General features: G+C 37.9%; 11 protein-coding genes. 5 read left to right on the forward strand and 6 right to left on the reverse strand.

Annotated features, from left to right (window positions below; all coding sequences use genetic code 11):
• Positions 1-527 precede the first annotated feature (527 nt).
• Positions 528-1,946 carry a metalloprotease TldD gene (gene tldD, locus ACKC4Y_RS01555; protein WP_409361663.1) on the reverse strand — a complete coding sequence of 473 codons (1,419 nt, stop codon included), beginning with the start codon at positions 1,944-1,946 and terminating at the stop codon, positions 528-530.
• Positions 1,947-2,039: 93 nt separating this feature from the next.
• Complete coding sequence (locus ACKC4Y_RS01560) at positions 2,040-2,579, reverse strand: invasion associated locus B family protein (RefSeq protein WP_409361664.1); 540 nt, start codon at positions 2,577-2,579, stop codon at positions 2,040-2,042.
• A 414-nt stretch (positions 2,580-2,993) separates the two neighbouring features.
• On the opposite strand from ACKC4Y_RS01560, the gene cyoE reads away from it, so the two are divergent.
• From cyoE to rnhA, 4 genes are all read left to right on the forward strand, one after another.
• On the forward strand, positions 2,994-3,929 hold the full coding sequence (cyoE, locus tag ACKC4Y_RS01565; protein WP_409361665.1) for a heme o synthase: 936 nt from the start codon (positions 2,994-2,996) through the stop codon (positions 3,927-3,929).
• A 209-nt stretch (positions 3,930-4,138) separates the two neighbouring features.
• Positions 4,139-5,143, forward strand: a complete 1,005-nt coding sequence (gene ispH, locus ACKC4Y_RS01570) for a 4-hydroxy-3-methylbut-2-enyl diphosphate reductase (protein ID WP_409361666.1) — start codon at positions 4,139-4,141, stop codon at positions 5,141-5,143.
• A gap of 51 nt (positions 5,144-5,194) precedes the next feature.
• Entirely contained in the window at positions 5,195-6,154 is a 960-nt protein-coding gene (locus ACKC4Y_RS01575; RefSeq protein ID WP_409361667.1) for a homoserine kinase, read from the forward strand.
• 5 nt (positions 6,155-6,159) lie between these two features.
• Positions 6,160-6,627 carry a ribonuclease HI gene (gene rnhA, locus ACKC4Y_RS01580; RefSeq protein WP_409361668.1) on the forward strand — a complete coding sequence of 156 codons (468 nt, stop codon included), beginning with the start codon at positions 6,160-6,162 and terminating at the stop codon, positions 6,625-6,627.
• A gap of 27 nt (positions 6,628-6,654) precedes the next feature.
• On the opposite strand, the gene ACKC4Y_RS01585 is transcribed toward rnhA, so the two are convergent.
• Entirely contained in the window at positions 6,655-7,533 is an 879-nt protein-coding gene (locus ACKC4Y_RS01585; protein WP_409361669.1) for a protein-disulfide reductase DsbD domain-containing protein, read from the reverse strand.
• Positions 7,534-7,604: 71 nt separating this feature from the next.
• Between ACKC4Y_RS01585 and ACKC4Y_RS01590 the strand changes: the two genes are divergently transcribed.
• Complete coding sequence (locus tag ACKC4Y_RS01590; protein ID WP_409362123.1) at positions 7,605-8,189, forward strand: YqgE/AlgH family protein; 585 nt, start codon at positions 7,605-7,607, stop codon at positions 8,187-8,189.
• Positions 8,190-8,233: 44 nt separating this feature from the next.
• Here ACKC4Y_RS01590 and ACKC4Y_RS01595 read toward each other — a convergent pair whose 3' ends face one another.
• The 3 genes from ACKC4Y_RS01595 to thrC form a co-directional block, all read right to left on the reverse strand.
• A complete protein-coding gene (locus ACKC4Y_RS01595) occupies positions 8,234-11,122 on the reverse strand; it encodes an EAL domain-containing protein (protein ID WP_409361670.1) in 2,889 nt (962 codons plus the stop codon).
• 450 nt (positions 11,123-11,572) lie between these two features.
• Positions 11,573-12,844, reverse strand: coding sequence for a M16 family metallopeptidase (locus ACKC4Y_RS01600; RefSeq protein WP_409361671.1), 1,272 nt, complete (start codon positions 12,842-12,844; stop codon positions 11,573-11,575).
• Positions 12,845-12,929: 85 nt separating this feature from the next.
• Positions 12,930-14,327, reverse strand: coding sequence for a threonine synthase (thrC, locus tag ACKC4Y_RS01605; RefSeq protein WP_409361672.1), 1,398 nt, complete (start codon positions 14,325-14,327; stop codon positions 12,930-12,932).
• Positions 14,328-14,927: the final 600 nt, after the last annotated feature.

The following is a 14,927-nucleotide window of genomic DNA, read 5'->3' on the forward strand; positions in this document are numbered from 1 at the left end:
GTAGGTTATGATGGTAGAAGCCTTATGAGGGCTAATTCCCACCTTTTTCGTGGCTCATTCTTGTGCCAAGCATATAGATGTGGCCAGCATGAAAAGGAAGATTTTAGAAGAGAAACGGGAAGATTTACCACAAAAAGTCATGCTGTGGTGGATATCTTAGGATTGATCTTTTATGTTTTGTGCTTACTCCGGAAATTGAAATACTATGATTCAAGAACTTCAGCTTATCACAGGGGGTAAAAATACATAAAGCATTGCTGATAAAGGTTATACCCAGATGCATGAAGAGAAGGGTTGAGGAAAAAATTGCACGGCTATCCCTGTCCTTTTTCCCACATAAACAAGAAAACACTGTAGAATGATGACGAACACCTTTACAAAGAATGACATCCTATCAAAGTTAATCTCCAAAAAAAACAACCACTTCAGACGGATCTTCTGACAATGGAATAAAAAATTTTTTCTTTTATAGAGTTGTTCGTCTATATTTCAATTGTCCTCTGGATTAGAGTGGAACTAAATCTTATTTATGAAAGTGCTGTTCCACCAATAGTCATATTATTGATTCGAAGATGAGGTTGTCCGACACCAACAGGGACATTTTGTCCTGCTTTTCCGCACATACCGGTACCATTATCAAGTTTGCTATCATTTCCAATCATTGTAATACGTTTCATGGCTTCTGGTCCATTTCCGATAAGTGTTGCACCTTTGATTGGTGCTACAATTTTACCATTTTCGACTCGATAGGCTTCGGTACACTCAAATACGAATTTTCCAGAAGTGATATCAACCTGTCCCCCTCCAAATGAAACAGCATAGATACCATTTTTTAGTGAAGATAGAATTTCTTCAGGTGTTTTATCTCCTCCTAGCATGATCGTATTTGTCATCCTTGGCATTGGTGCATGTGCATAGGATTCACGCCGTCCATTTCCAGTTGGATTAACCCCCATAAGTCGAGCATTTAGTCTATCTTGCATAAAACCAACGAGCTTTCCATCTTCAATAAGAACGTTATATCCTGATGGTGTGCCTTCGTCATCAACAGTAAGTGAACCACGGCATTCAGGAATTGTACCATCATCAACGACAGTCACACCTTTTGCTGCAATTTGTTTACCTAAAAGTCCAGAAAAAGCAGATGTTTTTTTGCGGTTAAAATCCCCTTCCAATCCATGACCTACAGCTTCATGAAGCATAACGCCTGGCCATCCATTGGCTAAGACAACATCAAATGTCCCTGCTGGTGCTGGTTCTGCTTCCAGATTTATTAAAGCCATACGCAAAGCTTCATCGGCAGCTTTTTTCCAATTTTCTTCACGAATGAATTTGCTAAATGCTTGCCGCCCACCACATCCATAGAAACCATTTTCACGTCGATCACCCTCGGCAGCAACGACAGATATAGAAAGTCGCACAAGAGGACGGATATCACGAATAAGACACCCGTCAGCACGTAAGATTTCAACATGCTGGAGTGAACCGGAAAGAGAAACCGTCACTTGATGCAATTTATCATTTTTTTCACGTAAATAAGCGTCAATTTTTTGCAAAAGTGTACTTTTTTCTTCAAATGATGGAGTATCAAGAGGGTTGTGTGGTTTATAGAGTCTCTTGTTTGTTTGTTGGGGTGCTGCACTATAAGGTCCTACATGATTATGATAGGTAATAGCTTTAGCTGCTTCACCGGCACGTTTGAGCGCTGCAGCTGATAATTCATTAGAATGAGCATATCCAGTCGCCTCTCCAGCAACAACGCGTAGACCAAATCCTATATCTTGATGAAATGAGCCATTTTTAAGTTGTCCATTATCAAATAAGAGAGCTTCACTTTCTGTATACTCAAGATAAAGTTCACCATCGTCAGCATTGTGAAGAGATTCCTGTACAAGTGATTGCACTTTAGAGGAAGCAATATCAAAATAGTCAATCAGGGATTTCATAGTGGCTATCCTATTTTCATTGGTGTCTAGAAGATTTTCATTTGTCTTTTTCGAGAAGCTATAAACGAACTATTGGTCAATATATTAATCATATTACGTTGGTAAAGTTGCATAGGCATCCCTAAGCCCTTCGAGTTCAATGAGTCCTCCGATTGCTTGCTCAGGAGTTGTGAAGATGAAATAGGTTGCTTTTTTACCTTTTAAAAACAGTTGTAGTATATCTTCTTTAAGAACAGCTTCAGCAACACAATTATCACCAAGGCAACGACGATATTCCATTTTTCCCATATCTTTATCGTCAATTTTTAGTCCAACACCAAGGCGCAATTCAACGCGGATCGGAACGAAAACACGCATCAAAGCTCCTTGATTTTTAGGGAGTTTATAAAATGTAACGCGGAAGGTAATATCATGGCGATTTTGTGTGTGTGCGTTTTGTACAACTTCACATTGTATGTTAGGTGTACCGAGTGGCAAAGAACAAACTTTTGTCCACGCACCATAGGTTTGTGGGGCAGGGACATTTTGCGTATTGGATGTTTGTGCAACAGCGTAATTGGTGGAAATGTTACAAAGTGTGTAAATAATAACACCAACAGCGAAAGTTTTTTTTAGCAATTTATAAAGTATCACAGAAAGCCTTACCAGAATCAACTCTACACATTCGTGCAGTGAGTTACATAAAAAGTGAATTTTTAAACTGCAATTATAACACAAAAACAGTATCTACCAAAACTATTAATTCATGGACACGACAGAAAAGAAAAACTGGAAAAACAGTGCGTTATAGAGATAAAGAGCTTTTAACATTGCTTTAGAATGTTTGCTAGGATGTATTTTGTTTTTATGATACGTTTTTGATGAATGTAAAAAAATGTGTATTGAAAAAATGTATTTTTATTGCAAACGTTTCCATCTGTTTTTAATGGGTACGTATAAGAGCCCTATCCTATATGTTCTCAAAAGCACCCATATTAATTGGTCATTCGCATATGCTAGACGCTATTTGTTTGTGTATGACAGAGAGGGAAGAAGACTTTGAGGAGAATGTCTATTTTAGAAGAAATATCAGCTGACAATGGTAAATTGTTTCCGCCAGAATCTAGTATTTATGATTATATCACGTTATTGAAACCACGGGTTATGTCGCTTGTTGTATTTACGGCACTAGTTGGGCTATTTGTATCACCTGTTTCTATGAATCCATTGTATGGTTTTTTAGCAATCTTGTGTATTGCTGCAGGTGGTGGTGGTGCCGGAGCACTTAATATGTGGTATGATTCTGACATTGATGCAGTGATGGAACGTACTAAACATCGCCCTGTTCCTAGCGGAAAAATCAGTTCCCAAAAGGCGTTTGTTTTTGGGATGGCTCTTTCTGTGCTTTCTGTATTGGTTATGGGGAGCTTTATTAATTGGTTTGCAGCATTTCTTCTTGCATTCACAATCTTCTTTTATGTTGTTATCTATACAATTTGGTTAAAGCGTATAACACCGCAAAATATTGTTATTGGTGGGGCAGCTGGCGCTTTTCCACCTATGATTGGATGGGCTGCGGCAACGGGGACAGTGAATATTGAGAGCTTTTTGTTATTTTTAATCATTTTTATGTGGACTCCACCACATTTTTGGTCTCTTTCTCTCTTTTCATCTCTTGATTATGAGGCTGCAAGTATTCCTATGATGCCTAATGTACGAGGTGAGCGTTCAACAAAAAAACAGATTTTATTTTATACTCTTCTTATGGCAATATGCACTGCTGGACCTTTTATTATTGGTTTTGCGGGAGTTTCCTATGGTATTTTTTCGACAATTTTAAGCTTTATCTTTATTTATTTTGCCTATCGTTTATGGAAAGCCGATACGCATGATGCGAGTATTTTAATGGCAAAAAGGACGTTTTTCTTTTCATTATTTTATTTAGCTGCTATATTCGGAACCCTTTTAATTGAATCTCTCATTTGGAATTTTGTCATCTCTTAAATTTGATGCAATCAAGCAGCAAAAATTAGAAATTGTGTCTTAATAAAGTACGTCACTAACCTAAAAAAGGTAGGAACACTGTTCCATAGAGTAGATAATGTTTCAGCATTTTTAGCTGCTTGTCTATTGTACGGCCTGCCTGATGTATAGCAATAATCTGTTGAGTGTTGAGGTATGTGACAAAAGCTATAGATATTAAGGGATAAATTATGTTAGCATCTTCTTCTTTAACAATGCGCCTTTGTAGTCCACGTGGGTTTTGTGCTGGGGTTGATCGCGCGATTCAGATTGTTATTCTTGCGTTAAAAAAATATGGTGCTCCAGTCTATGTTCGTCATGAAATTGTGCATAATCGTTATGTAGTTGAGGGATTACAGCAGCGTGGAGCTGTTTTTGTTGAAGAGCTTGATGAAATCCCAGAGGAACATCGTAACCAGCCAGTTGTGTTTTCTGCTCACGGAGTACCAAAATCCGTACCAGAAGAGGCGCGTAAATATAATCTACTATATCTTGATGCAACATGTCCGTTGGTTTCTAAGGTTCATAAACAGGCAATACGGCATCAACGCCATGGACGTCATGTTATATTGATTGGTCATTCTGGCCATCCTGAGGTGATAGGAACAATGGGACAGCTTGAAAAGGGGGCTGTTACATTAATTGAGACAGTAAAAGATGCTTTATGTTATCGACCAGATGATCCCCAAAAGTTGGGTTTTGTCACGCAAACAACACTTTCTGTTGAAGATACAGCGGAGATTCTTGATATATTGCAACGACGTTTTCCTATGTTGGAACCACCAGCTGCTGAATCAATTTGCTATGCTACCACAAATCGACAAAAAGCTGTGAAAGCGGCGGCGCTGGGGAGCGATCTATTTTTGATTGTCGGTGCACCAAATTCTTCTAATTCACGACGTTTGGTAGAGGTTGCTGAGAGGTTTGGAGCGCGCCGAGCTATTTTAGTGCAAGGTGTTAACGAAATTGATTTTGATCGTCTTGGAGTTCTTTCCGTCGTAAGTCTTTCAGCTGGTGCATCTGCTCCTGAAATTATTGTTAATGAAATTATTGCAGCTTTTCGTAAACGTTATGATGTTAAAATAGAATTAACTGAAACTGCAGTAGAAACAGAAACATTTTTAGTGAATCGGGAATTACGTGACGTCATTCTAACTCCTAAAGATATGGCTTTCGTTAATGGTCGAGCTAAGTAGTGAAGTAATGGAAATGATGATACATAAAAGGCTGAAAACGAAAGCAAAATAATGGCAGTTTATACTGATGTTCATCAAGATGATTTGAAGGCATTTTTGACACGTTATTCGATAGGTTCGCTTCTGTCCTATCAAGGCATAGCCGAGGGTATAGAGAATTCTAATTTTATGCTTTATACAACGGAAGGGAAGTTTATTCTGACGCTTTATGAAAAACGTATTTCAAAAGATGATTTGCCTTTTTTTTGTAGTCTTATGCAACATTTAGAGCAGCGTGGAATTCCTTGTCCTCAACCGGTAATTCAAAATGATGGGACAACAATCGGTGAATTAGCAGGACGTCCTGCTGCTATTATTACCTTTCTAGAAGGAATGTGGGTTCGTCAATCCGATGTATATCATTGTTGCGAAGTGGGTAGTAGTCTAGCGCAATTGCATTTAGCAGGACAAGATTTTTCGCTTAATCGTAGGAATACTCTTTCTCTCGTGGATTGGAAACGATTATGGAAAAGTTGCCAAACGAGGGAAGATGCGTTGCTTGAAGAGTTTGGAAAAAAAATTGATACTGAGTTGGCTTTTTTAGAAGAAAATTGGCCGTCAAATTTGCCAACAGGTATTATTCATGCCGATTTATTTAATGATAACGTGTTTTTTTTGAATCATCGTCTTTCCGGTATTATAGACTTCTATTTTGCTTGTAATGACTTTTTTGCTTATGATTTGGCGATTTGTTTGAATGCTTGGTGTTTTGAAGATGACCATTCCTATAACCTTATTAAAGCACATGGGCTATTAGAAAATTATCAAAAGATAAGGCCATTGGTGCCCTTAGAATTGAACGCGCTTGTTTTGTTGGCACGTGGTGCAGCTTTACGCTTTTTACTCACACGCGTTTATGATTGGTTTAATACACCGCTCGGTAGTTTTGTCATTAAGAAAGATCCATGGGAATATTGGCACAAGCTTTGTTTTTTCAGTAATGTAGGTTCGTTAAGTGAATTAGGTTTTTGAATTTTATGGTAAAAAAACAGAAAGTTGTGGAAATTTATACAGATGGTGCTTGCTCAGGCAATCCTGGAGTTGGAGGGTGGGGGGCGATTTTACGCTGGAATGGTCATGAACGTGAGCTTTATGGTGGAGAAATGCAAACAACCAACAATCAAATGGAACTGATGGCAGCGATTTGTGCGTTGAAGGCACTTAAAGAATCTTGTTCTGTCGATCTTTATACGGACTCAGTGTATGTGCGCAACGGTATATCTTCATGGCTTGAAGGATGGAAGAAGAATAATTGGCAGACTGTATCAAAAAAAACTGTAAAAAATAGAGAGTTATGGCAAACTCTTGAGGACGTTAGTTCTCGTCATACTATCAGATGGCACTGGGTAAAAGGACATGCTGGTCATCCAGATAATGAGCGTGCAGACGCACTTGCACGTAAAGCAATTACAGAGTATCGCGAAAATGGATGTTTTTTGGCATAGTCTTTGTGTAAGAAGCTTTCTCTTTTATCATGGAGTAGCAAGAGGAGGTGATCGCGTATGAAGCATGAATGTCCCACTTAAGGCATAATTTTTAAAGGAAACTGTATAAAAAACTGTTTGGTTCGTTTTTTCTGGTGTGAAATGGATAGGGGCTCTAAAAAGTGTATAATCTACGTTATCACTTACTTTTTTTGCTGGCCCAATGTGCATTTCTCCTCCATCTAAAAAGAGAGAGGTGGGTGTGATTTTATCTTTATTTTGTATTTTTATGAAGAGGGTGTTTTTATCTTTTTCAGCGTTGATTTTTAACGCATGATCTGTTGTACGGGGTAAGGCATCTTGAGCCTTCTTTAACAAGGATAAAGGGATGGCTTTGTTTTTTTCAATAGGAGGAGAAAAATTAAAGTTAACAGTAAATGGAAGACAGATTTCATTACATAATCCAAGAGTTAAAGAACCGGTTAAATTATTGCTTGCATTGAAGATGGTAAAAGGCAATAAAACTTCATTTTTATAACCTATTGACCAGTCATTTTCTGTTTCATAAAGTTGTGGTGTGGGGTAAAATATCTCATAGGAAACTTGTTGCTTGAAATTAAAAAATGGTGCCATACCTGAGTTTCCTGGATTACGCCAGTAGGTTTTCCATTCAGGTTTCAGCATAATTTCAATAATACCGTTTCTTATTCCAGAGAGAGATGGGTGGGTAATAGCTAATCTGATGCGGCCACCATCTGATTCATGCCAAGGTGTTGCGAAAAGATATGATTTTTGTTTCGTTTGAGCGCTCACAGAGAAGTTAAGTAATCCTAAAAATACGAATGTTAATTTTAAAGTAACTAAAAGTTTTTTATGGAAGAAAGATGGAATACTTTGTAAATTTATAAATATTTTAATTTTTTTCATGTGAGCTTTATTTTCTTGTTGTAAAAACTGAATTGAATTTTAACATATAAAATATGGAGAATAACAGATTGATGAAGCAGTGTAATGGCTTTTTGGGTGGACAGTTGCTCATAGCAATGCCTGGGATGAATGACAAACGCTTTGTCCGTTCTGTTATTTATGTTTGTGCACATTCTGACGCTGGTGCTATGGGGATTATTCTCAACCAATTGCACCACATTGATTTTCCTGAGCTTTTGCTTCACCTTGGAGTAATAAATAGCGCTCAAAAAAAACATCTTTCTGAACCAATAAAAAATTTTCCTGTACGTTATGGCGGCCCTGTTGATCCTTCCCGTGGTTTTGTACTTCATTCGGATGATTATGCTTGTGAAGAAACTGTTCTTGTTGCAGAGAAGATATGCTTTACTGCTACTATTGATATATTAAAAGCAATCAGTTGCGAAAAAGGTCCTCAACATGCGCTGATAGCGCTAGGTTATGCTGGATGGAAAGCAGGACAGCTCGAGGCAGAAATCTCTACAAATGGCTGGTTGAGCAGCCCCACATCGCCTAGTTTCCTTTTTGAAAGCGATTTAAGTTGTAAATATGATGAAAGTTTGATTCGCATGGGAATTAATCCGACTTATCTTGTTTCTGAAATGGGGCATGCGTAGAGAGTTGCACTCTTTTGCGAGTCTTATATTAAACAATGCCCTACCTACGATGTCTTGATTTTATAAGGGAAGTGATTTTGAACGAGAGTGATTAATTCTTCGATGGCGATTGGCTTAGTAACAAGTGTGCTTTGAACATATTGACAACCTTCTTGACGCAGGAAGATTGCTTCTTTTTCATTTTCAACGCCTTCTGCGATGATTTGCAAATTAAGATTAGTTGCTATGTTGATAATGGATTTTAGAACAAGTTTTTTCTTAAGAGAATCGATTGAGATAAGAGAACGATCCAATTTAACCATATCGAATGGATAACGGACGAGATAGGCAAGTGATGAATAACCTGTTCCAAAATTATCCAGTGCAAGATTCATACCTAGTGCTTTAATTTGTTCAAGAAAGTGCGCTGATTGTTCAGGATTTTTTCTCAAGACAAACTCGGATATTTCTATCATCAAACTCCCTTTATTGAGGGGGTGGCGAAGCAGGGTGGAGCGCAATTGACTTATGAAACGAGGATGAACCATTTCCGAGCTTGGTAAATTGATTGAAATAAAAAAAGATTGTTGTAAGAATTTTTCTTGTACATTTGTAAGATCAATAACGGCATTATCAATGATAAATTGTGCCAAATCCATAACGATTTGTTCGTTTTCTACAATCTTGATAAAATCAGAAACATTTAAATTTCCATAATTTGGATGATGCCATTCCACAATTGTTTCAAAACCAATAATGTGTCCATCTGATAAATTGAGAATAGGATGGTAGAGGATTTTGATTTCATTACGTTTTATGGCATGATGAATGTCTTGCACCATAGTGTTATGCTCGAGACCTAATGTACGAAAATTAGGGCGAAAAGGTTCAATATGGTTGCCGCCCATTTGTTTTGCACGGATCATTGCTAGTTCGCTATCATTTAAAATATCTTTAGCCGTTGATCTACTTTCACTCCATGTAACCAGTCCAATTGATGTTGAAAGGGTTATTTTTTTTTCTGTAAGTGAAATAGGTGCTGAAATTGTTTTGTGCAGATGATCTGCAAATGCCGCAATTTTCTGTGGTTCAGTTTCACTGAGTAAAATGATTGCAAAACGGTCTGCGGAAAGACGTGACAAGGTATCTTGAAAGTTAATAAGACGGCTTAAACGGCGTGCTATGATGAGCAGTACAGTATCACCAACAGCTATGCCTAATTTGTGATTAATTTGACGGAAATTGTCAAAGTCAATCATAAAGACGGTTGGTCTGATTTTGATATTTGCTTTAGCCAAAGAGGTGTAGTTTTGTAGTCTATCGAAAAAAATTTGTTGGTTAGGGAGTCCTGTTAAGCTGTCGTGAATTGCGTCATGCAATAAGCGTTCTTCAGCTTTTTTGTGGTTAGTAATATTAACAATGGTTCCAATAACACGGGTAATTTTTCCATCTTTTTGCATAGCTGGACGCGCACGGAGAGAAAACCAATGATAATAGCCACCACCGGAAGAAAGTCGAAAAATTTGATCAATGCGTCCCTTTTTATGTTTAAGAATGATATCCAATACGGCTTGAAAACGCTCACGGTCATCATAGTGCAAGGCTGAAATCCAATTACGCATAGGTCCATTGAGTTTGTGATCTCCAGTACCAAAGAGGGTTGCCATGTCTGGGTGAACAACGATACGATCACGTTCGACATTCCAGTCCCAGATAATATTTCCGGCTCCCTTTGCCGCTAGCACTTGCTGTTCAAGATCAGAAAATATTCCTTCATGGAAAGCATCATTGGAAAAAGTTTGTTGCATGACAGTAAAGCTGATGAGAAGAACAATGAGCACTAATCCTCCTGCTAAAGCCGGTTGGATAATATCATTGTCTAAATACCCTGCTATGCAGGCATAAGCTCCAAAACACCAAAAACTAATAAGCAGCCAAGTTGGGATAAGCATGATTGCACGGTCATAGCTTCTGATCGAAAAATAGCTGATCAAAACTATACCAATCACGGTGGTAAGTCCAAATGATAAACGGGCAATTCCAGCTGCTCTGGTTGGATCATAAATAGCAAATGCTCCCAGACCACAAAGAGCTATGGTGCATGCGATTGCACCATAACTAAAATGGTAGTGCCAGCGATTAAGACATAAGTAGGTGAAGAGAAAAATAAAAAGTGTAGCAGCTAGTGCTACTTCTGTTCCGGCACGCCATATTGGTTGCGTTGTTAATGTAACTGCAAAGAATTTATTTAAAAAGTTGAAGTCGATGCCAATATAAAAAAGGACCGCCCAAGCAACAGCAGCCGTTGCAGGAAAGAGACCTGTTCCCCGAACGACGAAGAGAACAGTTAAGAGGAGCGCTAAAAGACCTGATATACCAAGCAGAATACCATGATAAAGCGTATAAGAATTCATTGCATCTTTATAGGCTTCAGGTTGCCATAAATAGATTTGTGGGAGATTTGCAGAGTTAAGCTCGGCAACAAATGTAATAACGGTGCCAGGATTTAGCGTAATCCGAAAGATATCTGAGTTTGCACTGGCTTGACGATCAAGAGAAAAGCCTTCGCTTGGAGTGATGGATTGAATCCGTGCGGATCCCAGATCTGGCCAAAGAAAGTTTGAATGAGCCATGCGATAGTGGGGGGCAACGATGAGGCGGTCAATTTGTTCATCTGTTGGGTTTGCAAGAGAAAATACGGCCCAGTTTCCAGAAAAATTTTCACTTTTTGCTTGGACTTCAATTCGCCATACAATCCCATCAGGTCCTGGTGCAGTACTGGTTTGAAAGATAGAGCTATTTGTATGGTGAATTTCGATTGCCTTTGAGAGGTCAAGAGCAGCATCTTGAGAAGAAATTTTGACTGGTTCGATTGCCTGTGCTGACGTAAGGTGAATAAAAGAACTGACGATTACAATGAAAATGATGTCAATGATTTTACGCAAACTCTTCACAATATCCCACTCTCAGTATTTTAGGATGTTTAATTTTAATTTAGATTTTCGAGAAAAAACATCCACTTTTTATAATTTGTTCTACATAACAAGTGGTTATTATTTTCTTTTAAGTTGTAAAATCTTATACAAAAATAGACTAATCCCTCATTTACTTTAGTGAAGCTTGGAGCCGATAGATTTTTATATTTTTGTATGGCAAAAATAAATTATGAATTTTTAGATTTCATAGAGATACCTTCACCCACCAGCACTTTATCACATGAAGCGGGAGTTTGGTAGTTTTGTACAGCTTTTTGATAAATATTTCCCAAACTTATTTAGTGAAAAGAACTTTTTTGGTAAATTTTATTATAAAACCTGTTCATATGTGCATATTATGATGTAGCTGCTTTATAAAAAACATATCTCCAATATGCACAAAAGCATCTAGGAAAGACTTTTTTAAGCTTACTTTTTGTATGAAAGGGTTGAAGTTAAATCATCAAAATTCATGAGGGGACCAATGGGGCCGACAGCTGCCAATGTCGGAGTAGAATTGATAAAAAGGCGATCAGCTAGATCCGTTAATCTTTGGGTGGTAATGAGCTCTAGACGTTCAATTGTTTCAGATATTGGAATTGGGCGACCATAAAGAAGAATTTGGCGGGCAATGAGCTGTGCCTGACTGGATGGATTTTCCTGTGATATTGTGAGGTTAGCACGATATTGTGCTTGTGCTCGTTGAAGTTCATTAGCATGGATGTTTTTGCTTGCTTTAGAGAGTTCATCAAGAATCACAGGAAGCAATTCCTTTAGTCCCTCTTGACCGGTGGCAGCGTGAACGCCAAAGAGCCCAATATCTGAAAAGCCCCAATGAAAAGCATAAATAGAATAACATAATCCACGTTTCTCTCTCACTTCTTGGAAAAGGCGTGATGACATACCTCCACCAAGAATAATTGAAAGAATTTGAGTAGCATAAAAGTCACGTGCATGATAAGCTCGCCCTTCAAAACCGAGAACAATTTGTGTGTCCATTAAATCGCGATATTCACGGAAATCACCGCCGACATAATTCCCGAGGTTGGTAAGAGGGGCTGTTGAATGAGAGCGAAAAGTGCTAAGACGGCCTTCAACTTCTCGCAGGAAATTTTCGTGTTGTACAGCCCCTGCTGCAACCACGATCATACGGTCTGCGCTATATTGTTTGTTCATAAAATTATGAAGGTCAGTAGATGTAAACGATTGAATTGTTTTTGGGGTACCTAAAATAGAGCGACCAAGCGATTGATGGCGAAATGCTGTTTCAGTAAAGTGATCAAAAACAATATCATCAGGAATATCACGAGCGGCACCAATTTCCTGAAAAATAACTTGTTTTTCTCGTTCTAATTCCTCTTCATCAAATTTTGAAAACATCAAAATGTCGGCTAGAATATCAATGGCAAGTGGGATATCTTTTTTGAGTACACGTGCAAAGTAGGCAGTCGTTTCAGTACTGGTGGTAGCATTGATTTCACCACCAACATCTTCAATATCAGTTGCAATTTGAAGAGCTGTACGGTTTTCTGTTCCCTTGAAAGCCATATGCTCAAGGAGGTGGGCGATGCCATGTTGTGTAAAAGTTTCATTGCGTGAGCCTACTTTAACCCATATTCCGAGCGCGACACTCTCAATTTGTTGCATTGTATGTGTGGCGATAGTCAAACCGTTACTCAGGCGACTGATATCTACACCCATGTGTTTATGACTCCATTAAACAAGCCAAATACCTTTTTGCAAGGGTATTGGAATATTTGTGATTTAAATTACAATGCAGCTAAGCTTAGTAAGATGCATTTGATTTTAAAGAAATATAATCTTTTACTATTTTTTCATCATTAGCAAGACTTATAAAGCACTCTTCGGATTCCATCAATCCATTTAGGCAAGATGTCCAAGGTGGATTAACACCACAGGCATTTTGGATTGCATCAGGAAATTTAGCAGGATGAGCCGTGGCAAGAGTAATCATTGGAATATGCGACTTTTTGTGTTCGCTCGCTACTTTAAGTGCAACAGCTGTATGTGGATCAGCAAGATAGCCACTTTCTTTATAAACACGATTAATTGTGTGTGCTGTTTCAGCTATACTACTTTTCCCAGCACTAAACAGGGAGAGAATATTTTGGAGTTGTTTTTCATCAAGAGTAAAACGTCCTGATTGCTTCAAGTTTTCCATAGCATTGCAAATCCATACTGGATCACGATTACCACTTTCAAACAGCAAACGTTCAAAATTAGAAGAGATTTGAATATCCATAGAAGGTGATGTTGTATGGGTTATAGGCCGTGTTTCGTAAATGCCACTGGTTAATGTGCGTGCGAGGATATCATTATCATTTGTTGCAATAATCAATTGTGCTATAGGTAATCCCATACGGGCAGCGACATAACCTGCAAAAACATCACCGAAATTTCCAGTAGGAACAGTAAATGAGACGGATCTATCAGGGGCACCTAGGGAAAGTGCGGACGAAAAATAATACACAATTTGCGCCATGATACGTGCCCAGTTTATAGAATTAACCCCTGAAAGCGCTCTTTTTTGACGAAAATTATGGTCATTAAACATTGCTTTGACGAGTGCTTGACAATCATCAAAATTTCCTTCAATGGCTATGGCATGAACATTATTGCTTTGATTGGTAGTCATTTGCCGTTGTTGAATGGGTGATACACGTCCTTTAGGGAACAAAATGAAAACATCTGAATTTTTTCTTCCAGCAAAGGCTTGTATCGCAGCACCACCTGTATCACCTGATGTGGCACCAATAATTGTTGCTCGTTTATTTTGTTTAGTTAAAATATAATCCATCAACCTGGAAAGAAACTGCATTGCGACATCTTTAAATGCCAAAGTAGGACCGTGAAAAAGTTCAAGAATAAACTCATCTGGACCAATTTGCAGTAATGGGCAGGTTGCTGGATGACGAAAGGTATCGTACGATTCGGCAATCATCTTCTCAAAGGGTGCGTATTCAATTTCGTTATTCACAAAAGGCCAAAGAATAGTTTTAGCAATTGTCGTATAGGATTGTCCACGTAGAGCTCGTAATGCATCGGGTGATAATTGAGGAAACTCTTCTGGAAGGTAAAGCCCACCATCACTAGCGAGACCATTCATAACCGTTTCGGTAAAGCCTAGAACAGGGGCTTTGCCTCTTGTGCTGATATATTTCATGAATCTTTTCTTTCATTTATTTTCAGTAAACTGATGAAATTGTATATTTCATGTTTTTAACAATATTAAAATTATTAAATGAATGAAAATTTGTTTGCTTATGCTTATAAATAATGAAGAACCAATGGCAGAAAAATCAAGAGCATTGGCACTTTTAAACATTTTAATATAACATAAAGAAAAGTATTTTATATTTCAAATAATTAACCATGTTATTCGTTAATTTATTTTAAATTTGTGTTACTTTTTGAATATTTGGGTGAATGCACAGGATAGTACTTCTCGAAGATTTTTTTACAGAAACTGAATTGCAATGTCTATTTTTTGAGCTTAACCTTGTGTAATCAAGAACGCATTTATCATTAATCTCTGCAAAGCCACATATTATGACTCATATTGGAGGATTTATCAGGTGATTTCCTAGCATTTCATCCGTAAACTGTGTATTTAGAGAGATCTTAATTTAGACTAAATTATCAGTTTTCATGCTAATAGATATGATATTTATCCCATGCAGTATTATTAGTAATGAACAACCCCTCTATAGAAAGCACAACAAAATCCTGCCTCAATTATTTGAGGCAAGATGTAATTTGAACA

Source organism: Bartonella heixiaziensis (genome assembly GCF_046245125.2).
GTDB lineage: Bacteria > Pseudomonadota > Alphaproteobacteria > Rhizobiales > Rhizobiaceae > Bartonella > Bartonella heixiaziensis.